This window comes from Streptomyces sp. NPDC005281 (assembly GCF_040607495.1).
Classification (GTDB): domain Bacteria; phylum Actinomycetota; class Actinomycetes; order Streptomycetales; family Streptomycetaceae; genus Streptomyces.
Map to the genome: position 1 here is coordinate 14109 of NZ_JBEXGX010000048.1, position 21464 is coordinate 35572.

19 protein-coding genes and 1 pseudogene are annotated in these 21464 nt (G+C 69.5%); 5 read left to right on the plus strand and 15 right to left on the minus strand.

From position 1 onward, the window contains the following. The 9 genes from ABZV42_RS38715 to ABZV42_RS38755 all read right to left on the minus strand — a co-directional run bounded on the left by ABZV42_RS38715 (position 1) and on the right by ABZV42_RS38755 (position 10422). Positions 1-768, minus strand: coding sequence for a ribonuclease activity regulator RraA (locus tag ABZV42_RS38715; RefSeq protein WP_355846372.1), 768 nt, complete (start codon positions 766-768; stop codon positions 1-3). Further along, a complete protein-coding gene (locus ABZV42_RS38720; RefSeq protein ID WP_355846375.1) occupies positions 765-1652 on the minus strand; it encodes an SDR family oxidoreductase in 888 nt (295 codons plus the stop codon). Before ABZV42_RS38720 ends, ABZV42_RS38715 begins: the two co-directional genes overlap by 4 nt. Continuing rightward, entirely contained in the window at positions 1649-2812 is a 1164-nt protein-coding gene (locus tag ABZV42_RS38725; RefSeq protein WP_355846378.1) for an enolase C-terminal domain-like protein, read from the minus strand. The genes ABZV42_RS38720 and ABZV42_RS38725 overlap by 4 nt, the downstream gene beginning before the upstream one ends. Further along, the gene (locus ABZV42_RS38730; protein ID WP_355846381.1) at positions 2800-4677 is read right to left on the minus strand and encodes an ABC transporter ATP-binding protein; all 1878 of its coding nucleotides are present in this window, start codon (positions 4675-4677) and stop codon (positions 2800-2802) included. The genes ABZV42_RS38725 and ABZV42_RS38730 overlap by 13 nt, the downstream gene beginning before the upstream one ends. 5 nt (positions 4678-4682) lie before the next feature. After that, positions 4683-6278 carry an ABC transporter substrate-binding protein gene (locus ABZV42_RS38735; RefSeq protein ID WP_355846384.1) on the minus strand — a complete coding sequence of 532 codons (1596 nt, stop codon included), beginning with the start codon at positions 6276-6278 and terminating at the stop codon, positions 4683-4685. Between the two features lie 409 nt (positions 6279-6687). Next, positions 6688-7563, minus strand: coding sequence for an ABC transporter permease (locus ABZV42_RS38740; protein ID WP_355846387.1), 876 nt, complete (start codon positions 7561-7563; stop codon positions 6688-6690). 8 nt (positions 7564-7571) lie between these two features. Further along, complete coding sequence (locus tag ABZV42_RS38745) at positions 7572-8513, minus strand: ABC transporter permease (RefSeq protein WP_355846390.1); 942 nt, start codon at positions 8511-8513, stop codon at positions 7572-7574. After that, positions 8510-9715: a hypothetical protein gene (locus tag ABZV42_RS38750; protein WP_355846392.1), complete on the minus strand. Its 1206-nt coding sequence runs from the start codon at positions 9713-9715 to the stop codon at positions 8510-8512. Before ABZV42_RS38750 ends, ABZV42_RS38745 begins: the two co-directional genes overlap by 4 nt. After that, positions 9712-10422 carry a GntR family transcriptional regulator gene (locus ABZV42_RS38755; RefSeq protein WP_355846395.1) on the minus strand — a complete coding sequence of 237 codons (711 nt, stop codon included), beginning with the start codon at positions 10420-10422 and terminating at the stop codon, positions 9712-9714. Before ABZV42_RS38755 ends, ABZV42_RS38750 begins: the two co-directional genes overlap by 4 nt. Positions 10423-11047: 625 nt before the next feature. Between ABZV42_RS38755 and ABZV42_RS38760 the strand changes: the two genes are divergently transcribed. From ABZV42_RS38760 to ABZV42_RS38780, 5 genes are all read left to right on the plus strand, one after another. Then, positions 11048-12451 (plus strand): right-handed parallel beta-helix repeat-containing protein, encoded by a 1404-nt coding sequence (locus ABZV42_RS38760; RefSeq protein WP_355846397.1) that lies wholly within the window; start codon positions 11048-11050, stop codon positions 12449-12451. Positions 12452-12622: 171 nt separating this feature from the next. Further along, positions 12623-13171: a TetR family transcriptional regulator gene (locus tag ABZV42_RS38765; protein WP_355846400.1), complete on the plus strand. Its 549-nt coding sequence runs from the start codon at positions 12623-12625 to the stop codon at positions 13169-13171. A gap of 865 nt (positions 13172-14036) precedes the next feature. Further along, on the plus strand, positions 14037-15038 hold the full coding sequence (locus ABZV42_RS38770; protein ID WP_356056270.1) for a DUF6192 family protein: 1002 nt from the start codon (positions 14037-14039) through the stop codon (positions 15036-15038). Positions 15039-15040: 2 nt separating this feature from the next. After that, entirely contained in the window at positions 15041-15448 is a 408-nt protein-coding gene (locus ABZV42_RS38775) for a hypothetical protein (RefSeq protein WP_355846406.1), read from the plus strand. A 39-nt stretch (positions 15449-15487) separates the two neighbouring features. Next, a complete protein-coding gene (locus ABZV42_RS38780; protein ID WP_356056272.1) occupies positions 15488-16351 on the plus strand; it encodes an IS5 family transposase in 864 nt (287 codons plus the stop codon). Positions 16352-16420: 69 nt separating this feature from the next. Here ABZV42_RS38780 and ABZV42_RS38785 read toward each other — a convergent pair whose 3' ends face one another. The 6 genes and pseudogenes from ABZV42_RS38785 to ABZV42_RS38810 form a co-directional block, all read right to left on the minus strand. After that, entirely contained in the window at positions 16421-16858 is a 438-nt protein-coding gene (locus ABZV42_RS38785) for a VOC family protein (protein WP_355846412.1), read from the minus strand. A 163-nt stretch (positions 16859-17021) separates the two neighbouring features. After that, the gene (locus ABZV42_RS38790; protein WP_356056275.1) at positions 17022-17315 is read right to left on the minus strand and encodes a hypothetical protein; all 294 of its coding nucleotides are present in this window, start codon (positions 17313-17315) and stop codon (positions 17022-17024) included. A 67-nt stretch (positions 17316-17382) separates the two neighbouring features. Beyond that, a complete protein-coding gene (locus ABZV42_RS38795; protein ID WP_356056278.1) occupies positions 17383-18858 on the minus strand; it encodes an NF041680 family putative transposase in 1476 nt (491 codons plus the stop codon). A 133-nt stretch (positions 18859-18991) separates the two neighbouring features. Continuing rightward, a pseudogene (locus ABZV42_RS38800) lies at positions 18992-19093 on the minus strand (DNA-binding response regulator); the annotation flags it as partial. 199 nt (positions 19094-19292) lie between these two features. Continuing rightward, positions 19293-19850: a hypothetical protein gene (locus ABZV42_RS38805; RefSeq protein WP_356056280.1), complete on the minus strand. Its 558-nt coding sequence runs from the start codon at positions 19848-19850 to the stop codon at positions 19293-19295. A 583-nt stretch (positions 19851-20433) separates the two neighbouring features. Further along, positions 20434-21456, minus strand: coding sequence for a hypothetical protein (locus ABZV42_RS38810; protein WP_355846424.1), 1023 nt, complete (start codon positions 21454-21456; stop codon positions 20434-20436). Positions 21457-21464 lie beyond the last annotated feature (8 nt).

The window sequence follows — 21464 nt, forward strand, 5'->3', positions numbered from 1 at the left end:
TCAGTCCTGCGGCTGGGGCTGGGGCTGTGCCCGTGGCTGCGGAGCGTTCGCGAGGCGGCTCTCCTCGTACGCGCGCAGCGTGTCCTCATCGGCGGGGTAGGTGCCGCGCAGCGGGGCGCCGGCCAGGACGCGATCGGTGAGGAATGCCTCGAGGTGCTCCTGTTCCTGCGCCTGCCGGGCAATCGCCGGCACCAGGTGGCGCGGCACACAGACCACGCCGTCGCGGTCGCCGACCAGGACGTCGCCCGGGTAGACGGCCACGCCCGCGCAGCCGACAGGGACCTGCATGTCGACGGCGTGGTGCAGGGCGAGATTGGTCATCGCGGCGGCGCCGGCCGCGTATACCGGCAGCGGCAGCGTGCTGATTTCCTCGATGTCGCGGAGTGTGCCGTCGGTGACGAGACCGGCCGCTCCGCGCACCGACAGCCGGGACAGCAGGATGTTGCCTGCCGAGGCGGCGCGGCCCTGGCCACGGCAGTCCACGACGAGGATCTGGCCGGGGGCGACCTGCTCGATCGCGGCGCGTTGCGGATGGTCGTAGTCGTCGAAGACATCGAGGGTGTCGATGTCTTCGCGCGCCGGGATGTAGCGCAGTGTGAACGCTTCGCCGACCATGCGTGGCTGGTCGCCGGTAACCCGGCCCAGCCCCGCGAGGAAGGTGTTGCGCAGGCCCAGTTTGAACAACTGGGTGGTGAGGGTGGCGGTGCTGGCCTCACGGAGCGCGGCCAGGTCGTCGGGGTTCAGCGGCGCCTGGGGCGTCTCGGTCATGATGCGGGTCCTTGTGGCTGGTCGGCGGCGGTCGGCGCCGGGATGGTGGTGGGGGAGTCGAGGGAGGGGTCGGTGCCCGGCGGCCTGATCTGGATGCTCAGACCGCCGTCGACGGTGAGTACCTGGCCGGTGATGAAGGAGGCGTCTGTTGAGGCGAGGAAGGCGACTGCCGCCGCGACGTCGGTGCCGTCGCCCATCCGGCCGAGCGGGATCGGCTGGATGCGGGCGCGTTTGTGCGCCGCGTCCAGCAGCTCGTATCGGTCATTGATGACAGGGCCCGGTGCGACGGCGTTGACACGGATGCCGAGCGGTGCGAGTTCCAGGGCGGTCGCCCTGGTGGCCGCTTCCACAGCGCCTTTGGAGGCGTCGTAGGCGACGGCCGCGCGGTGGGCGCGCGTCGCACCGACGGAGGAGATGTTGACGACGGCGCCCCCGGCTTGCATCACCCGGGCGGCGGCGACCGTGCACAGGAACGTGCCGCGCGCGTTCACCGCGAAGCTGCGGTCCCAGTCCGCGGGGTCCAGGTCGAGAAGGCTGCCCCGGCCCAGCATCGCGGCGGCGGCGTTGTTGACGGCCAGGTCCAGGCGGCCGAGTTCCGCAACGGTGCGGGCGACCACCGCGTCGACTTGCGCCGGGTCGGACACATCCCCGGGACAGGCGATGGCTCGCGCCCCTCCGTCCCGCAGGGCGGCCGCCGCAGCCTCCGCCTCCTGCGCGTCGGGGCCGTTGACGGCGATCGCGGCGCCCTCCTCGGCCAGTCGAACGGCGATGGCGAGACCGATGTTGCGGGCGCCGCCGGTGACGAGGGCCACCTGGCCGGCGAAACGGCGACCGGGAGACGAGAGGCCCCCGGCAGAGCCCGCACTTTCGCTACCAGCCCTCATCGCGTCGTCTCCTGACGGTCCACCACGGCCGCCGCGCTGGTCGATACCCAGGTCAGCGGGCCCGCCGACGCCTTGACCAGTTCCGGGTCGAGGGTCATGCCGAGGCCGGGGCCTGAGGGCACATGCAGCCTGCCGTCGATATAGCGCACCGGGTCGGTGACCACATCGCGGGTATAGAGCAGGGGGCCCACCGGGTCGCTGGGCTCGGTGACCGGCGGCATGGCCATGGCGACATGGGCGGCGGCTGCCGTGCCGATGGACAGTTCCTGAGTGGTGCCGACCAGGCAGGACTTCCCAGCGGCCTCCGCGATGGAGAAGATACGGCGCGCTGGGGTGATCCCGCCGATCGCGATGACGCTCACGTTGAACACGTCGACCGCGTCGGCGGCGACCAGGTCCAGCGCCCAGCGGAAGCCGTAGACGTGCTCGCTGATGGGGACGGCGAGCCGATTGCGGGCGTACACCAGGCCGCGTACGTCGTGGTTGGGGGCCGGGGCCTCCACCAGTCCGTAGCCCACGTCGGCGACGCGTTCGGCGAAGTTGCAGGCCGCCTTGGAGTCCAGCAGGTTGGAGAAGTCGAGGGACTTGATGGTGATGCGGTCGCCGAACCGTTCGCGGGCGGTGCGCAGGAAACGCTCGTCCAGGTCGAGTCGGCGTCCCACGTACACCCGGAAGTACTCGAAGCCCTCGGTGAGGCGGCGCTCCACCATGGCGAGGTTGCGTTCGACGTCCTCCTCGCTCTGCTGCCGGAAGATCGGGTAGGCGATCGGCACGGACTCGCGGACCGCGCCGCCCAGCAGATCGCACACGCGCACGCCGAGCTGTTTGGCCGCCAGATCCCAGAAGGCGATGTCGACACCGCACTTGATGGCGCGGCTCTTGTCGTAGATGTATCCGGCCTGCGGAAAGTTGGCCTCCAGGCGCCGCTCCACCTCGGTGAGCTGCAGGGCGTCCAGACCGACGAGGATCTCGTTGAGAGTGGCCTCCAGTTCGAGGACATCGAAGTGGAAGCGCGGCAGATGCTGCAAGTCGGACATCTCCCCGACGCCCACCAGGGAGTCGTCGTCGGTGTGGAGTTCGACGAGGATGTGGCCGCAGGTGATGCTGTTGTGTCGGGGGGTGTTGATCGAGGTCAGGGCGACCCTGGTCACCTTCGCCACTGGGGGCTCCGTTCCTTGTGCGGGGAGTTCGGTGTCGTACGGGAGTGCCGGCCGGGCGCGCCGGCCAGCAGTTCGCGGGTGTAGTCGTGGGCGGGGTCGGCGTAGATGTCCTCCGCCAGGCCCTCCTCGACGATCTGGCCGCGGCGCATCACCGCGATGCGGTGGGCGACCGAGCGGACCACGGCCAGGTCGTGGGTGATGAAGAGATAGGCCATGCCGTGCTCGGCCTGAAGGTCGGCGAGCAGATTGAGAACCTGTGCCTGGATCGACACGTCCAGGGCGCTGACCGCCTCGTCGCAGACGATGAGACGGGGGCGCAGGGCGAGGGCACGCGCGATGGCGATGCGCTGCCGCTGACCGCCGGAGAACGCGGCAGGGAAGCGGTCCAGGGCGAAGGAGTCCAGGCCCACGTCCCGCAGCAGGCCGGTGAGGACGTCCTCACCGTGCTCCAGGCCGTGCACCCGCAGCGGCTCCTGGAGGATCTGCCGGATCGTCAGCCGGGGATCGAGGCTGGCGTACGGGTTCTGGAAGACGACCTGCACCTCCCGCTGGAGGCGGCGCAGCTCGGCGGGGCCCGGCCGGGTCACGTCGATGCCGTCGTAGCGGACCGTGCCGCCGGACGGGTGCTCCAGCCGCAGCAGCAGCTTGGTCAGGCTGGTCTTGCCCGAGCCGGACTCGCCGACCAGCGCCAGTGTCTTCCCCGGCTCCACCCGCAGACTCACGTCCTGGACGGCGTGCACATGTCCAGTGACCCGGCGCAGCGCCCCGCTCCGGACGGGATAGCGCAGGTCGACACTGTCGAACTCGACGAGCGGCGCGATCTTGCCGGACCCGGGCATGGCCGGCTCGTGCTCGCGCACCGGCAGGGTCCGTCCCGCGGGCAGTTCCACCGGGGCGTCCGCGAAGAGGCAGGCGGCCGCGTGGTCGGAGCCGTACCCCTCCAGCTCCGGCACGGTCGTCTTGCACTCGTCCACGGCGACGGGACAACGCGGGGCGAAGGAGCAGCCGGTGGCACGGCTTTGCAGCCGGGGTGGCTGCCCCTCCATGGAGACCAGCCGGGTGCGGGCTGTCGCGTCGACCCGGGGCGTGGCCGACAGCAGCGCCTGGGTGTACGGCATGCGCGGGTTCTTCAGCACCTGACTGGCGGGGCCGCTCTCCACGACGCGGCCCGCGTACATCACCGCGACTCGGTCGGCTTGCTCGGCGACCACCCCGAGGTCGTGGGTGATCAGGATCAGACCCATGCCAAGGTCGACGCATAGGGAGCGCAGCATCGCCATGATCTCCGCCTGTACGGCGACATCCAGGGCGGTGGTCGGCTCGTCGGCGATGAGTACCTCGGGCCTGGACGCGATGGCGAGGGCGATGGCGGCGCGCTGCCGCATACCGCCGGACAGCTCGTGCGGGTACTGCCGAAGCCTGCTCTCCGGAGCCGGCATCCGGGCTTGCTCCAGGGCCTGGACCGCGCGGTGGCGGGCCTCGGTCTTGCTCATCCGCTCATGGGCGCGCACTGCGTCCGTGATCTGGGTGCCGATGGTGAGCAGCGGGTTCAGCGCCGAGCTGGGGTCCTGGAAGACCATCGCCACTCGCCGCCCGCGTACCGACCGCCACTCCTTGGCGTCCAGGGCCCTCAGATCCTCGCCGTTGAGCCGGATCGACCCGGTGATGCCGCAGACCGGTTCGGGCGGGTTCAGCCCGAGCAGGCTGAGCGCTGTCACCGTCTTGCCGGACCCCGACTCGCCGACGACAGCCAGCGTCTCGCCCGCCTTCAGGCTGAGGTTGACGTTGTCGACGGCCCGCACGGTCGGGCTGCTGGGGGTGGCGTTGAAGGTGACGCTGAGGTCCTCTATCTCGAGAAGGGACATGGGCGTCATGCCCCCAGCTCGGCTTCGGCGAGGCGCCACTGCCCGTCAATGTCCAGCTGGATGCCCTTGAGGCGGCTGCTGTGGATGAGTGGCGACTTCGCCTGGTGCAGGAACACCCAGTAGTTGTTGGCGATGATGCGGCGCTGCGCGTCTGCGTACGCCTTTTTCCGGTCGGACCGGTCGGTGGACTCGGCGCCGTCGGAGAGGAGGGCGTCCAGGGTGCGGTCGTGGAGGCCGGACCAGTTGTTGGGGCCGTCGCTGGTGAAGTACGGATCGAAGGAGAGTGAGGGGTCCAAGCGCGGGATGTCGATGACCAGCAGTGCCGCGTCGAAGTCCCGCTTCTTCATCCGGTCCAGCAAGGTCTGGAACTCCAGCACGTCCGCCTTCGGCGCGAAGCCCGCCGAGGTGAGCTGGCTCTGCAACAGCTCCGCGATGGTCGGGTCGGGGGCGCGGCGGCGGGCGACGAGCGTGATCGGCACCTGGCCGGGCAGTCCCGCGTCCTTCAGCGCCTGGCGGGCCTTGGCCGCGTCGTGGGGCAGCGGCGCGATGGAGCCGTCGTAGAACCAGTCGGAGGTGGTGGCGAAGGACGGGGCGATGTCGTACTCGTCGCCCGCGGCGGCCTTGCCCACCGCGCGGCGGTCGACGGCCTGGGCGAACGCGGCGCGCACCTTGGCGTCTTTGAACGGGCCCTTGGTGGTGTTGAGCGCGACGTAGTAGGCGCGGCGCACCCCGCCGTCCTTGATGACGATGCGCTTGTCGCCGGCGAGCTGCTTGTACTCCTCCGGAGGCAGGGCCCGCACCAGCTGGACGCCGCCCGTGGAGAGTTCGGCACGCAGCACCTTGGCGTCGGTGACGAAGCGCACGATGACCTTGTCGAGCTTGGGCAGGCTGCTGCCGTCGGAGGCCTTGGCCCAGTACCTGTCGTTGCGCTCGGCGGTGAGCTGCACGTTGGAACGCCACATTGAGAAGGTGAAGGGGCCGGTGCCGACGGGGTGGCGGCTGAAGTCCTTGCCATGCTTTTTCAGCGCTGCCGGGGAGGCGATCATGCCTGCCTCGTGGGCCAGTTGGATGAGCAGCAGGGGGTCCGGTGACTTCAGCTTCAGCTTGACGGTCTTGGCGTCGGCTGCTTCGACGGAGGCGACCTTGGCGAGTGCGGCGGCCTTGGTGGAGAGCGTCTTGGGGTCCATCACGCGGCGCAGGTTGTGGACCACGGCCTCGGCGTCGCACGGGGTGCCGTCGTGGAACTTCACCCCGTCGCGCAACGTGAAGGTGACCTCCTTGTCGGTGTGCTCCCACTTGGTGGCGAGCGCGGCCTCGAAAGAGCCGTCGGGCCGCTGGCGCAGCAGCGCGTCGAAGAAGAGGTTCAGCACATTGCGGTCGGAGGAGATGGCGGCGCTCAGCGCCGGGTCGAGGGTGACCGGTTCGTTATCGAAGCCCGCCGTCAGGGTGGCGGACCCTCCGCCGGAGGAAGCCGAGTCGCTGCATCCGGAGATGCTGGCCAAAGAAGCGGTGGCCGCAGTAGCGGCGGCGCCGGCGAGGACGGCACGGCGGGGCAGTCCGCGCACGGAGGAGGAACGTGATGAACGGGAGGAAAGAGACATGGTGAAGCACTTCCTTGTACGGATCGCGGATGCGGGATGCGGAGTGCTGAGGAAGGGCGGGGCGCGTGAGGGGACGCGGGGGCCCGCAAGGCCCGGCGTGGGGGCCGAGGAGACACGGCAGGGTGTGCCGGTGCGGACGGCGCACGGCCCGGCAGGCGATGAGGCCAGGCGGTACGGCGTCGAGAAGAGGGGCTGGGCGGCCCGGGTCTTACCGGAGCGTCATAAACGATGAGGGCGACACGGACCGGACGGTGCCGGGGCGTCGGGGAAAGTGGTCATGGCAGGGACCTACGGTCTGTCGAGGGGTGTGAGGGACGGGGACCGTCTGCGGTGAGGAGGCGTACCGCCTCGGCAGCCGCGGTAACCGAACCCGCGGTACCCAGGTCCAGCGGGGTGCCCGGCGGGCGTTTCACCGCGGCGGTGTCAGCTGCGGCCGGTGCGCGTCCAGTGCGTCTCGCAGCGCGTCGGCCAGCATGTTGAACGCGGCCACGGTCAGCAGGATTGCCAGGCCGGGGAACACGCTCAGCGACCAGCTGGCGCTGAGATGGTCTGTGCCGGAGGCGACCATCGCGCCCCAGCTGGACTGCGGCGGCTGCACGCTCAGTCCCAAAAAGCTCAGCGCTGCCTCGGCCATGATTGCGGTAGAGACCTGGAGCGCGGCGAACACCAGCAGTGTGCCCGCCAGATGGGGCAGTAGGTGGCGGCGCATGATCGCGGCCTGCGGGACGCCTACGATCCGTGCCGCCGAGACCCATTCGCGGGTCCGCAGCGACAGCACCTCGCCCCGGACCACCCGCGCGAAGCGAGGTGTGGTCACCACGGCGATGGCGATGAGTGCGTTACGCAGACCGGGCCCGAGCGCGGCGACCACGGTGAGGGCGAGCACCAGCAGCGGGAAGGCGAGAAGCCCGTCGGACAGCCGCATGATCACGGAGTCCAGCCAGCCGCCCCGGTATCCGGCGATGAGACCGAGGACCGTGCCGACGACCAAGGCCGCGCCGACGGTGACGGTGGCGACTTCGGCGGTCACTATCGCGCCGGCGATGATCCGGGCGAGGACGTCCCGGCCGAGTTCGTCGGTGCCGAGCCAGTGCGCGATGCTGGGTCCGGCGAGGAGGTTTCCGGTGTCGGTGGCCCGCATCCGGTCGGTCATGAAGGGCCGGGCCGCCGCCGCCAGCGCGAGCAGCAGCAGGACGGGCACGGCGAGTTGGGCGCGGCGGTCGCGGCGCAGCCGGCCCAGAACCGGGTGGCGCGGGGCCGGGGTGAGGGTTTCGGTGGCCATCATCGCTCCTGTCAGTACGTGATGCGCGGGTCGAGCCACGCGTAGATCAGGTCGGCCAGCAGGTTCACCAGGAGGACGAAGACCACGACCATCAGGACCGCGCCCTGTACGACGGGCAAGTCCCGGCTGAAGATGCCGTCGACGATCAGCGTGCCCATGCCGGGCACGGTGAAGACGGTCTCGGTGACCACGGTGGCGCTCATCAGCGCGCCGATCTGCAGTGCCACCACGGTTACGACAGGGACGATGGCGTTGCGCAGGGCGTAGACGCCGACGATCCGACGGCGGGAGAGCCCGCTGGCTTCGGCGGTCCGGATGTAGTCCTCGTTGAAGACGGTCAGCAGCGCGGCCCGTGTCTGGCGCATGGTGACGGCCGCGATCGTAGAGCCGATCGTCACGGCGGGCAGCACCATGTGCCGCAGGTTCTCCACCGGGTCTTGTGCGAGCGGTACGAAGCCGGAGGGCGGCAGCACCTTCAGCCACAGCGCGAACACCAGGATGAGCAGGGCGGCCAGGTAGAAGTGGGGTGCCGACAGGGCCAAGAGCCCTGCGGAGTTCAGCGCGGTGTCGGTGGGCTTGCGGCGTTTGACGGCGGCCAGCACACCGGCTGGGATGCCGATGAACAGTGCGAAGGCCAGGGCGATCACGCCGAGTTCGGCGGTCGCGGCGAGCCGATCGCCGAGTACGGCGCTGATCTTCTCGCCGGTCAGCCAGGACACGCCGAGGTCACCATGAACGATGCCGCCGATCCAGTCGGTGAACTGCCGCCACATGGGGGCGTTGAGGCCGAGATCGGCGCGTAGCGCCGCCCGGTCGGCAGCACTGGCGTCCTGGCCCAGAATGTCCACGGTGGGATCGCCGGGCATCAGCCGCAGCAGGAGGAAGAGGACCAACGACACCACCAGGACGACGGGTATGAGTTGGAGTAGTCGGCGGATCAGGTATCCGGTCATTGAGCCGGCTCCGTTTGTATGTGGGGTGGGCTGTAGTACGGCGCCTTCTCCCCGAGCCTCGGGGCCTGGGAAAGACGGCGGAGCCAGTCGAGCCGGGGCGCGGGGGCGAGATCGTAGGCGTAGAGAACGAGTGCGCTCGCGCCGTGGGAGTGGGCGAGGCGGGCGATGTCGTTCAGTTCCTCCTCGCCGCGCGTCTGCGCGGTACCGAGGTTCCAGCCGGCGGCGAAGCGGGTGCCGGTGCGGCTCGCGGCGAGCAGGTCCCGCTGCAGGGCGGCGCGGTCGCCGCCCAGGTTGGTGACGGTGAGCCCGCCGGCCGCACCGCCCAGCGAGGGCAGATCGCCGGTGGACTTTCCGTCGCAGGCATACGGGTCGGCGGTGGCCCGCACGGACACCGGCAGCCCCTTGGACACTTCGGCCGCCGCCTGTACGAGAGTCGTGGTGACACCGGCCCGTACGGCGAGCAGCACGTCGTGCAGCTCCTGCCCCAGCGCCGACACGGCGTCCTCGGCGAGGGCGACGCCGGCGGGCCGCGGATCGCACAGCTGCGCCAGGACGACGGCCCGGGTGCGGGCCGCCGCCTCGGTGCTGTCCACACCTGCCTCCAGCAGATGGGCGGAGCAGGCCGGGCAGAAGCACAGCGAAAGCAGCCAGCGGTCCACCGGCCGCAGCGCCGCGCCCGTCCTGTCGTGAGCGCTCGCGTGCTGCCATCCCAGATAGCCGAAGGCCTCCAGCTCCAGAGCGCTGACCCAGGGCTGCGCGGCGGTCTCGGCAACCAGGTCACGGGCGTAGCGCACCACGTCCGGCTGGGCCGGGCACAGCGCGTGCCGGTAGGGGTGGCCGAACGCGTTGCGCACGGCCAACTCGGGACGGGAACTGGCCAGCGCCGACTGGTGGAGCGCCACCAGCCACCCCGTTACCGCCACCCCCGAGGCCACCAGTGCCTCAGCGGCCGTCGTGGCATGGTCGCCGCGGACGGGCAGCGTGAGAGGCGGGCGCTCGCTGACCCCGGGCCGCCCGGCGAACCAGCGGCCTCCAGCGAAGTCCATCACGGCCGCCGGCTCGCTCGTTGTGAGCAACCAGCGCCCGCTGTGGTAGGCGTACGCCAGCCGGACCCGGTCCACCCCCGCCTCCCGCAGTCGCTCCGCCTGCGCCCCAGGGGCGTGGCGGAACGACAGCGGGTGGGCGAAGAGTTCGGTGTTCACTTCTCGGCCCCGAGCGCACTGGCGAGAGTCTGCTGCGCCTTGCGGATATGTGCGCGGGTCAGCTGCTCGGCCCGGTCGGCGTCGCCCTGCTCCATGGCTTCGAGGATCGCCGAGTGTTCGGCGGCCTCCTCCTCGAAAGTGGCCCGCAGCCGCCAGCCCAGGCCCGCCACGAACGCGGTCAGATCCTGTAGCTGATCGAGGAAGGCGCAAAGGAAGCTGTTGTCGCACGCGGTGTACAGCTCCCGGTGGAAGCGCCGGTTGGCTGTGCCCAGGCCCTGGGTCTCCCCGGAGCCGATCAGCGCGGCCGCGTCGTCCAGCGCGCGCCGCGCCGCGGCGTAGGGCGTCTCGCCGTGCAGTTCGGCGGCGAGCCGTACCGCCTCGGGTTCGGCGGCGCACCGGGCGGTGTACAGCTCCCGCACCAGCTTGTCGTCGGGGCGGCGCACGCTCACGCCCTGGTAGGTGTTCATCTCCACCAGGCCGGTCGCCCTCAACTGCTTGAGCGCCTCGCGCACCGGGGTCTTCGAGACGCCGTACATCTCGGCCAGCTCCCGCTCCACCAGGGCCCTGCCGGGGGGCAGCGCCCCGTCGAGGATCGCCTGGCGCAGAGCATCGCGCACCCGGTCTGTACGGGAGGCCGGCTCGCTCAGGGGAGGGAGCACGATCGGGGAGGGAGCGCTGCCCGTTGTCTCGTAATCGATGCTTGGCATGGCGGCATGCTGGTATACCAGCATGCCGGAGCGCAACCCCCTGGAAACATGTTCGTGAAATCCCGTCATCAACTGACGCAACGTCAAAACGTTTACAGATCAACCCTTCTTGCGTCTGAAGCCGGAGTCTGCCACCGTCACTGACGCAACTCGCCCTCACGAAACGGTCCGGCGGGTGACGCCGCTGTTGACCAGCCGCGTTCACACGTCGTGCTCCCGTGTTACCCGCAGGCCCGCCCCCGGGTGACGCGTTTGCCGACGCCGTCTCCACTGCCGAATCCGCCGAACGCGGGCGCGCAGCAGTGTCCTCCGCCCCGATCACTCGTGAGGACTCTCGTGCACGACGAGGCCCCGCCCGGCCCCAGGACGCGGTGCCGACCGCACGAGCATTCTCAGAGAAAAGGCAGCAATGAAACGCACTGGCGCATATGCAATATCCGTACTTCTGGCGAGCTCAGGGATCCCCCTTGGCCTCGTCGGCTCACCGCAGGCCGAGGCAGCCGGCCGGACGTACTACGTCAGCCCCGCCGGCTCCGACGGCAATTCGGGAACCTCGCCCGCCAAACCGTTCCGCACGATTCAGAAGGCAGCCGACAGCACGACACCCGGAGACACCGTCTCCATCATGAACGGCACGTACAAGGAGAAGCCGGGCGGCTCAGACGTCGTGGCGATCTCCCGCTCCGGCAAGACCGGGGCGCCCATCACCTACCGCGCCTACCCCGGCCAACACCCCGTGATCAACCCGGTCGCCGCATGGAACGGCATCCGCATCAACGGCGCCTCGCACATCGTGCTCCGCGGCCTCGAGATCAAAGGCAACAGCGCGAACATCTCCCTGAAGGACGCCGAACAGGGCGCCAGCACCACGAAGCCGACGTACAACACCAACTGCATGTCCGTCGAAAAGGACAGAAAGTCGGGCGCCCGGCCGCACCACATCGACATCGTCGGCAACACCGTCCACCACTGCCCCGGCGGCGGCATAGGCGCAGGCTACGCGGACTACGTGACGATCGACCACAACAACGTCTACGCCAACGCGTGGTACTCCGTCTTCGCCAACAGCGGCATCTCGATCCTCGCCGCGCAGGACATCGACCAGGGCGACCCCAGCAAATACAAGATCCGCTTCACCAACAACATCGTCCATGACAACGAGAGCAAGGTGAAGTGGGGACACTGCCACTGCTACTCGGACGGCAACGGCATCATCATCGACACGCTCAAGGACAAGGCGAAAGCCGGAGCAACCGGTCCTGACTACAACGGACGCGTCCTGGTCGCCAACAACGTCACCTACAACAACGGCGGCTCCGGCATCCACTCCTTCAAGAGCCAGCACGTCGACATCGTGCACAACACGGCCTACCAGAACGGCCGCAGCACGCGCATGAACAGCTACGCCAACATCTACGCCCAGGACAGCAAAGACGTCCACCTGTTCAACAACGTCTCCTACAGCCGCCCGAACCAGCCGACGAACTCCACCTACGGGAACAACGACGTCACTTACGACTACAACCTCTACTACGGCGGCAAAGCCCCCGCGGTGAAGGGCCCGCACGACATCATCGCCAACCCCAAGTTCGTCGCACCCGGCACCGACGGCGCCCCCGGTTTCCGGCTGGCCAAGGGCTCGCCCGGTATCGGTTCGGGCAAGCCGCTGTCCCAGGTCACCACCGACATCGCCGGCGCCCGCCGTGATGCCGGCAGCGCGGACCGGGGCGCGTATGCCTTCAATACGGCGAAGGACGCGGCGACGCCGGCAGCGACAGCCGCGCCGGGCGGCACCGAGTCCACGGCGAGCCCCGAGGAGCAGTCGCCGGGCAACGGCACGGGTACCAACTCCGCCGCCTCCGGCGGGGACAGCTCCGCCAAGGGCGACAGCAATGACGTCAAGGCAAACGGCGCAGGCGGCGACCTCGCCGAGACCGGCGCGGGTGTGGCTCTGCCCCTCGGTCTAGCCGCGATGGCACTCGCGCTCGGCGGCGGCATCTTCCTCGTTCTGCGCCGCAAGCGCTCCTGAGGCAACAGCCTCACCACAACCCCGCCGCCCGGGCAGCCCCCCAGCCCGGGCGGCGGACCCCTCCGCCGCGCCTGCCAGACTTGGGCCATGGCGGCAGACACGCGAAGGAACCGGAGTCTTGATCCCGAGACAGCGGCACCCGATCCGCCCCGCCTCGCCTGGCGGAAACAGATGAGGCAGCGCGTCCTGGACGCGGCACGCGACATCGCCTCCGCCAACGGCTGGAACCAGGTCAGTCTCTCCGCTGTGGCCGCCGCCGCCGAGGTGTCCCGCCCCTCCGTGTACAAGGAGTTCGGAAGCCGCGCAGGCCTGGGGCACGCCCTGGTGATCCGAGAGACCCAGGAGTTCCTGGCGAGTGTCGCGGACGTCCTCTACCCCGGCTGCCCCGACACCAGGACCTGCCTGGAAGCCGCGATCCGCCACGTCCTCACGGAAGCTCACAACAGCCCCCTGATCAGCGCTGTCGTCACCGCCTCCCGCGAAGGCTCCGACAGCCTGCTGCCCTACCTCACCGCCCGCGCGGACCCCGTCTTCGACGCCGCCCAGATCCTCCTGCGCGCTTGGCTAGCTGAACGCCTTCCCGATCAGAACGAGCCCGCGATCACTGTCGCGGCGGACATCACAGTCCGCATGACCATCAGCCACCTGGTCCTACCGGACACGGATGCGGCGGAGACTGCGGAGCGGCTGGCGGGCGCAGTATTGAAGGTCCTTCGGTAGATTCCCTCGACATGACCTGGGACTACCAGCCCCGGACCCTGCGGGCGTGCTGTTCGGGCGCCGGCCGCGGGGGAAGTAGTCCGGTCCCGTCCAGAGCGCGGTCAGGACCGGACTACGGCCGAGAACCCTAACCCGGGCAGGAGATAGTCGAGGCCCCGGCCGCTCGCGCATCCGGCACGGCTGCGGAGACATGGAACGGATGCGCGATGTCCTGTGCAACGACGGCTGAGATGGCCGGTCACGGCGTCCTTGGTGAGGAAGGCGAGAAGCGCGGCCGTGTGCGTTTCGCTTTGTCAGTGCGTGTTTTTGAAGGCTGGTCTTGAGGTCTGAATGTCGCGACGATCGAGGTTGTGGCGTCGCGAGCGGTGGGCCGGCGGTACTGCCGGGAGTGCGGTGATCCGTTGCCGTCGACGATGGCGGCGAAGGCGGTGTTCTGCTCTGGCCGGTGCAGGTCACGGCATTGGCGGGCACTTGAGCAGGCCCGGCTGAGAGTGGTGGCGATCCAGCACGGGGACCAGGCGGAATGCCCGGTTTGCGGGAAGTGCTGGACGGTGGGGGTCGAACGGTCCCGGGCGGCGACGTACTGTTCGCCCCGTTGCCGGGTGAGAGCGTGCCGCCAACGGCAGGCGTCGCGGGACGGCGTTACGGAAACGCCGTTGCCGAACGGAAGTTGAGCTTCCTGCATCACTCCCGTCCGGCACGGGTACCGGCGGTGGGCGGTGCGCGCTGCGAGCGCCCCCGCTTCGCGCTCTGCCCCGTCATATCGGGTCCGCGTCACCGTTTGAGGTGACCTGGGGAGGTGCTGTGTTGACGGTCGCCGCAGGGCGGCCGGCCCGGCCCGGCCCGGGGTGAGGTGGTGGGCATCATGACGGAGCGGGTCGGGAACGTCACCCGGACGCGTTACGAGCAGATCGTCGCCGAGGCCCGGGAGCTGATCGCGCAGGTCACGCGGGCCCAATTCGCCCTGGGAGAAAAGGCGCTGGAGATCGAGCCGATGCGGCCGGTGGGCGGTTCGATGCCAAACGGCACCGACGACCTGTTCACCGTCGAGGAGTCGTTGCAGATGTTCGCCGACGACATCGGCGTCGCACGGGCGACGGTGGAGGACTGGCGGTGGACCGCCAACCGGTGGCCGGCCGACAGGCGCAAGGACGGGGTGTCCTTCACAGTTCACCGGGTCCTGGCGTCGGTCGCGGACGAGGCGGAACGGTGGGCTGCGATCGAGGATCCGCCGTTCAACCAGCGCACCGGCCAGCGGCGCTGGACCCCTGACAGCGCGAAACGGCTGGTGGGGCAGCGGGTGGAGCGTCCAGTGACGGTGGAGGAGAAGGTCCAGGCGGTGACCGACCTGGTCCGCGACGACGAGGTCGCCGGGCAGGTGGCCACCGGTCTGCTGCGGCGCCCGGCGGTCGCCTCGCAGGTCCCGTCGGAGGACAAGGTGCGGGTAGTGTCGGAACTGGTCCGTGACGACGACGTCGCCGGTCAGGTCACCGCTGACCTGCTGCAACGGCCGACGGTCGCCCGGCGGGTGATGCGGGACGAAACCACCCGGATGGTGATCAACCGGGCGCAGTTCGACAACTCCGAACAGACCCGCGAGCAGATCCGCGAACGGACTCCGGCGGTGCGGCAGATCGAGCACACCATCGAGTACCTGGACCTGGTCGGGTCCTGCCACAGCTATGTCGCCGCCCTGGGCAGGCTGGTTCCGCGGCTACGGGGCCAGGAGTTCACCGAGGACGAGCGCGAGACCGTCCGAAGGGGCATCGCGAAGGTGAGGGCGGCGGCCGACTGGCTGGAATCGGCGGTCGACCACGGCGAGTTCACCCTGGACGAGCAGCTCGTCCAGCTCCTCAAGGGCGAGTAGCCGTGCCCCGCGCGGCACGGCCGCTCGCGGAGCACTACGGCGACCTGGTCCGCGCCTCGCTGATCGAGGCCCGTCCCGCCGGGCTGCACACCCGGCAGCTCGTCGCGGCGACGAGGCTGAAGAAGTCGCAGGTCGCCCGAGGTGTCCGGCAGCTCCGCGATGTCGCGGCGGCGGAACATCTCACCCCGATCATCTACACGCGCAAGGACGGCTACCTGTTCTCCGACGAGCCGGCGGACTGGATCGAGTACGAGAAGAAGCAGTTCCGCGAGATCCTCGGCCGGCTCACCCGGGTGATCACGGGCACGCTCGATCCGCACCTGGCCCGCTGCCCCGACGACGAATGGGCCCAGCTCGCCGTCGCCCAGCTCACCGGGGTCCGCGCCACCCTCGCCCAGCTCACCAAATAGCCGGTTCCCGCCGGCCCGATCCCTTCTGCCGAGCCCGACATGCCCACCGCCACGCGCCGCCGCCGCTATCCCTCCGACACCACCACTGCCGAATGGGCCCTGCTCGAACCGCTGCTGCCCGTCCCGGCCTGCCAGACCAAGAAGGGCGGCCGGCCGGAGAAGCACCCGAGACGGGAGATCGTCGACGCGATCCGCTACATCACCGACAACGGAGCCAAATGGAGGGCCCTTCCTGCGGATTACCCGCCCTGGGAGACCGTCTACGGCTTTTTCGCACGATGGAACCGGACCGGAGTGGTGGCCTGGATCCGCGACCAGCTCCGCCGCCGGCTCCGCACCGGCATGGGGCGGTGTCCCTATCCGGTCACGCTGATCGTCGACTCGCAGTCGGTGAAGGCCGCCGAGACCGTCAGCAGGGCCACCCGCGGCTACGATCCCGCGAAAAAGATCAACGGGAGGAAGAGACACCTCGCGGTGGACACGAAGGGCTTCCCCGTCATGATCTTGGTGACGCCCGCCGACATGACCGACCGGGACGCCGCCCGCGAACTGCTCTGGCGGCTGCGTCTGACGCATCCGCAGATCACGCAGGTCTGGGCCGACTCCGCCTACGCCGGCCAGCTCGTCGACTGGGCCCGCGACTTCCTCCACATCACCCTCAAGACCGTCCACCGGCCCAAGGGAGCCAAGGGCTTCGTCGTCCTCCCACGTCGCTGGCGTGTCGAGCGCACGATCGGCTGGACCATGCGGGCCCGCCGCAACGCAAGGGACTACGAACGGCTCCCGCAGCACAGTGAGGCACATCTGACCTGGTCGCTCATCACGTTGATGACCAGGCGCCTCACCCGCAAGGGCCCCCGCACGGACAGCTGGACGAAGAAGACCCCGGCCACCACCGGCTGACCCCGGGGCCCGGCAGGGCGCACCCGTGATCACTCAGCGTCGTCCGGAAGAAGCGGACTTAACGCCCACTCAGACCACGCAGAACTCGTTACCCTCCGGATCTGCCATCACCACGTGATCCGGCCTGCCCTGCAACTCGTCCTCGCGGACCACAGTCGCACCCGCAGCGGTCAACCGCTCGACTGCCTTGACCACACGCGGCCAGCGCACCTCCCACGGCGTTTCACGGCCACCACCGACTTGCACGTCGAGGTGCAACCGGTTCTTCACCAACTTCGGCTCCGGCACCTTCAAGAAGGACAAAGTGGGGCCTACGCCGTCCGGATCCAAGAGATACGCCCCGTCATCCCACTCGTCCTCCGGAACGCCATGGTGCGAGAGCCAGTCCTCCCAACTCCCGAACCCTGCGGGCGCGGGCTTCTCCGCATAGCCCAATGCCAGCGCCCAGAACGCGGCCAGCTTGGACGGGTACGCGCAGTCGATCGTCAAGGTCCACTTGGTCGCCATGAGCCCTCCCCAGTCTGATGAACGGATCGTACCGGGCACCTCTGACACCCCCGGCCCGCAACTTCGCGCGTGCCCCCGTGGGTTGACGAACGGCGGCAAGGCACACCGAGGAAGACCCTCCGCTTCCCGGTTCAAAAACACCCTCTCAGCTTGTCGTTTAACTTCAGGCGTTCGGCGGGGTCGCGGCAACGGTGACCTGGGCTGTCCATGATCCGGGTTCCCGAGGCGGATCCCAGGTCACGTCGACGTCAGCTTCGTAGAAGTCGTGTGCGAGTTCCACCACCATGGCGGCCACGGCGGCCCGTGCCTCGGCTGGGTCGGTGTTGGCCGGCACATCGGCAAGACGCCCGCAAAGCATCCCGCCTTCCTCTGTGAGGACACTGTGGCGCCAGCCTTCCGGCGTCGCCAGCAGGGCGATGCTTTTCGGCATGCCGAAGGGAGGCCGTCTCTTCTTCACGCGTTCTCGTCCCACCACGGAGCTATCCAACCTCGTCGGCTTCCTGGCGGTTCACGCGGGCGGAAGTTCAGTTGCCACGGCGGGGTTTGGTGCCGACCTTGTGGTGGGCTGGTCGGGCGTATACCTCACCGGTGGCAAGGACCCGCCCGACGTCGTGCCGGGGTGCCAGGCGCTGGTTCTTCGAGCCTGGTGGCCGGCCCGGACCCGGTCGGGAAGGTTTCGGTGCACCGGCCGGGGAGCCGGTCTTCGTGCGGAGGTTCCTGAACCCTCTGCGGACGCGGGCGGGCGTGAGTCTGTTCGGCGGGGTCGGCTTCTCCCAGGGCCGACGAAGGTCGGTGGCCAGCGAGCGGGCGAGGCGGAGCTGGGCATAGGCGGCGATCACCAGCCAAGTCCACCTGTCGGCCGCTTCCGAGCTGCGAAGCCTGGGCTTGGTCCACCCGAGGGTCTGCTTGAACAGGCGGAAGGTGTGCTCGATGTCGAAGCGGCGGAGGAAGGACTGCCAGCAGCGGTCGACGTCCGCTTCAGTGGCGCCGGTACCCGACCACCACAGCCATACCGGCTTGTTGACCCCACCGCTGGGCAGCTTCTCCACGACCAGGCGTATGACGGTGCCCTCGATGAGGGGCAGCGGCCCCTCATGGTCGAGCCATGCGGCCCGGCGGGTCAGCCGCGGGTGCAGCCGGTCCCACGCCTGCGCGGTCGCCTTCCCATAGAGCCGGGTGTCCGTGGTCGTCACGGCTTGCTCGGTGCCCCAGGTTGTGGGGTCGCCGAAGACGAACTCGCCGCCGTGCTTGGGCGGTCGGCCGCCCTTGGGGTTGGCCAGGCTGAACTCTTCGCGGGAGGGTGTCGGACGCCGCATCACCCGATCCGAACGGAGCCAGCCGAGGATCTCGACGGGCAGCCCGGCCAGCAGGTGGGCGATGCGCGGAGCGTCGTATCCCGCGTCCAGCACGATCAGAACCCTCGGGTCACCCGGCCGCCACTGGCCAGCCGCGACCAGCCGCTCGACGACCTCGCGGATCTGGACCGTGGTCACGGCGGCGACGTCGGCGCCGGGCTCCAAGCGGATGGCGTCCAGCACCGCCGTCCAGGACGTGCGGCCGGTCTCCAGCGCGGCCACCACCGAGTACGGCCACCCGGGCACCATTTGATGCTTGCCCTCACCCCGGCCGAACGTGTGGCAAAAGGACCGGTCAGCACACGTGTTGGCGTCCGGACGCAGCCACGGCGAAACATCCACCGCCAGCACGAGCCGACCATCCGCCGCCCTCGGCAACGGCACCCCGGCCAAGGCCCGGCGCAGCCGGGCGACGTCGACCCGGCCCTGGTTGAGTCCGCCGTACAGAGCTCCGTGCCCGCGACGGTGTTCGGGCGCGAGCGCGAGATCAACGAGCGTTCGCACCGGCCCGTCCGTGCACAACAGCGCGTCGCATAACTCGAACAATGCGTCGCCTCGCGCGGTCAGACACGCGTACAGCTCCGACCGGAAGTGTGACACTTCCGCGAACGCATCCCGCAGGACGCCCTGATGTACCAAACTCACGACCACGGCCTTCGCGCTGATCCACTCTGTGACGGAGCACAGGATCAGACGAAGGCCGCCTTCACGTCCGCTGAACTGCGAAAACGCCGACCAAGTTCGAGCCGCGTTCGACGCCGGACCATAAATGACAAGCTCAGGCGTTGAGGTAGGTCAGGACGGCTTGGACGCGGCGGTGAGTGTCAGTGCTGATGGGCAGGTCGAGTTTAGCGAGCAGGTTGCCGATGTGCTTCTCGATGGACACGGGTGCCCCTCTCGCGGCAGCGCGCACCAGCCTGCGTCGCATGATCCGAAACGAGAACACTGCACGCTGATGTCTTGGGCTAGAGCCAGTCAGCGAATGGATACATATTCGGACCGAATCGTGCTCTCTCCTAATCGATTGATGCAAATCGGACTGAACGCGACAAGTGCGTGCGACAGGCGCTCTGGCGCTTCTACCGGGACCACCACGGTTTGTTGAGCGCGCGCACGTGCTCCCGGACGGCAGTGATGTAGGCGGTCTCCAGCGTCTGTAGCGCGCTGAGGTCGATCTGTGCCGGTGGGATGTTCATGGCGGTGTCGCTCTCGATGGGCGACGCTTCCCACGCTGCGCGCATGGCCGCTCCGGCCGTCTTGCGCAGCTCCTGGACGAGGTCGGCGTAGGCACGGCCCACCGCTTCGGATTCGATCTTCGTCCAGGCAAGGTGGTAGGAGAGGTTGCCCTGGATCTCCCGCAACGTCTCCGACAGCCGCACGCGTTCCTCGGCCGCGGCGTCGAACCGGCGCCGTCTGATGGCGTAGGGCATCTCCTTGTAGGCGCTGTGGGCGGCGAAGGCGTCGGCGAAGGCGGTCCGGAGCCTGCTGATCTCCTCGTCCCGGCTCTTTCGCCGTGCGAGCCAGATGTTGATGGCCGCGGTGAGCGCGGCGGCGAGGAAGGCCCCGGACACCACGGCCGGCCACACCGAGGTGGCATCGGCCGCAGCAGGGGCCGCGGGCGGCGTGGAAGGAACCACGGTGGCCGTCGACACCGCCGGGACCGGCACGGAAGGGACCGCAGGCGTCGCGGAAGGCACCGCTGCGGTCGCCGACACAGAAGGAGTCGGCGGCGGAACCGCCGTCTGCACGGGCGTCATGACGACCTCCAAGCAGATATCGGGCACGCCGCTCACGTGCCGTGGGGAGCTTCCTGGCCGGGCCACTCACCCGTGCTACGCCACCATTGTTCACGCAGGAGATGGGCCACCACGTGCCCCAGCAAGGCCTCCGGCCCGTCCGCGCGGACCCAGCGCTGCTCAGGCGCATCGTACGGGTACCACATGCACAAAGCGTCATCGGAATACCGGTGAGGCGACTCTGACGGCCCGTCGGTGTACACGTGCGGCACGTCGGGGGACCCTGGGCCGAACATGATCGAGACCGTCTGCTCGACGACGTCCGCGACCCGCAGCTGGACGGCCAGGGCGAAGCCGCCGCGGAAGCGGCGCGGAGGCGGGATGACCCTGACCGCCTGGCCGCAGGCGGCAAGGCGGCGTTGGAAGGCGATGCGGGCCGCCGGCCTGGCGAACCAGGCCGGCGCACGCCAGGCAGGACGGTGTCTCACGCGTGATGCCCCGCGCCGTAGGCCCGGGTGGGCCGTACCTCGGCCGCCGGTCCGCTCAGCCCCAGCGTTACCGTCGTGACAGGCGTGCGCTGCCGCAGCGCCGCGATCTTGCCTGCGAAACTGTCGGATACCGGAGCCTGCACGTACCGGTAGAACACCCCCGACAGCGCCGACAGCACCGCCTCGCGGTCGTCGTCGACCGCCAGAGCCTCGGCCACGCCGTCCGCCGCCCCGCGCAGGCGCCGGGCCGCAGCCTCACGCCCCACCAGCAGCTTCACGTTCGGCGAGACCCCCAGAGGGTCCTTGGTCGCCGTACCGGCCTCCACCCGGGCTGCAGCCTTGGACAGCACCTTGGCCAGCGCCTTCGCCACGCCCATCCCCGGCTCGATGAACTCCCACGCCCACACCGTCAGGTTGTGCGAGGAGAACCCCGGCTGGGAGTACTGCTTGTTCCAGGCCTTCAGCAGGCGCACCACCCTGCGGCGGGTACGGCGCATCGGCTGCGTCCCGCCGGTGAAGAGCGCGACGTGTCCCTCCGGGTCGGACGCCTCCCACCGGTCGGTCTCCAGGTTCGGGATCCACAGCCCGCCCCCTTCCTTCCGGGTGAGGGCCACGACCAGGTCCACCGTCGGGTCCTGGCCGTCGACCGGCTCTCCGAAGGTGATCTTCGGGCCGCGCTTGGAGGTGCCGCACCGGGCCTTCGGGTACACCTTGCGCACCGCGGGGCCGAGCAGCGCGCACAGCTCGCCGGTGATCTCGGCCGGCGTCTCGCCGCCCCCGTCCGGTCCGAGCCGCGGATACACGCGCCGGTCCAGGACGACTCCGCCGTCACCGTCGCCGACCGGGTGGGTGAAGGTGTGCTGGGGCAGCGAACCACTGCGGTAGGTCCGCAGTGCGCCTGTGAAGCCGATCGCGCTCGAGCGGACCAGGTCCAACCGCGTACGGGCCTGCGCCAGCGGCTCAGGGTGGGCGTCGATCTGGCCGCGGATGTCGTTGAGGATGTCCTCGGTGTATCCCATGAGGATGT

Bases quoted from the DNA above. Each gene is read 5' to 3' on its own strand.
- ABZV42_RS38755 (WP_355846395.1), bottom strand. From the start codon at position 10,422: ATGCCAAGCATCGATTACGAGACAACGGGCAGCGCTCCCTCCCCGATC.
- ABZV42_RS38745 (WP_355846390.1), bottom strand. From the start codon at position 8,513: ATGACCGGATACCTGATCCGCCGACTACTCCAACTCATACCCGTCGTC.
- ABZV42_RS38810 (WP_355846424.1), bottom strand. From the start codon at position 21,456: ATGGGATACACCGAGGACATCCTCAACGACATCCGCGGCCAGATCGAC.
- ABZV42_RS38780 (WP_356056272.1), top strand. From the start codon at position 15,488: ATGCCCACCGCCACGCGCCGCCGCCGCTATCCCTCCGACACCACCACT.
- ABZV42_RS38760 (WP_355846397.1), top strand. From the start codon at position 11,048: ATGAACGGCACGTACAAGGAGAAGCCGGGCGGCTCAGACGTCGTGGCG.
- ABZV42_RS38785 (WP_355846412.1), bottom strand. From the start codon at position 16,858: ATGGCGACCAAGTGGACCTTGACGATCGACTGCGCGTACCCGTCCAAG.
- ABZV42_RS38765 (WP_355846400.1), top strand. From the start codon at position 12,623: ATGAGGCAGCGCGTCCTGGACGCGGCACGCGACATCGCCTCCGCCAAC.
- ABZV42_RS38715 (WP_355846372.1), bottom strand. From the start codon at position 768: ATGACCGAGACGCCCCAGGCGCCGCTGAACCCCGACGACCTGGCCGCG.
- ABZV42_RS38740 (WP_355846387.1), bottom strand. From the start codon at position 7,563: ATGATGGCCACCGAAACCCTCACCCCGGCCCCGCGCCACCCGGTTCTG.
- ABZV42_RS38730 (WP_355846381.1), bottom strand. From the start codon at position 4,677: ATGTCCCTTCTCGAGATAGAGGACCTCAGCGTCACCTTCAACGCCACC.
- ABZV42_RS38735 (WP_355846384.1), bottom strand. From the start codon at position 6,278: ATGTCTCTTTCCTCCCGTTCATCACGTTCCTCCTCCGTGCGCGGACTG.
- ABZV42_RS38720 (WP_355846375.1), bottom strand. From the start codon at position 1,652: ATGAGGGCTGGTAGCGAAAGTGCGGGCTCTGCCGGGGGCCTCTCGTCT.
- ABZV42_RS38770 (WP_356056270.1), top strand. From the start codon at position 14,037: ATGACGGAGCGGGTCGGGAACGTCACCCGGACGCGTTACGAGCAGATC.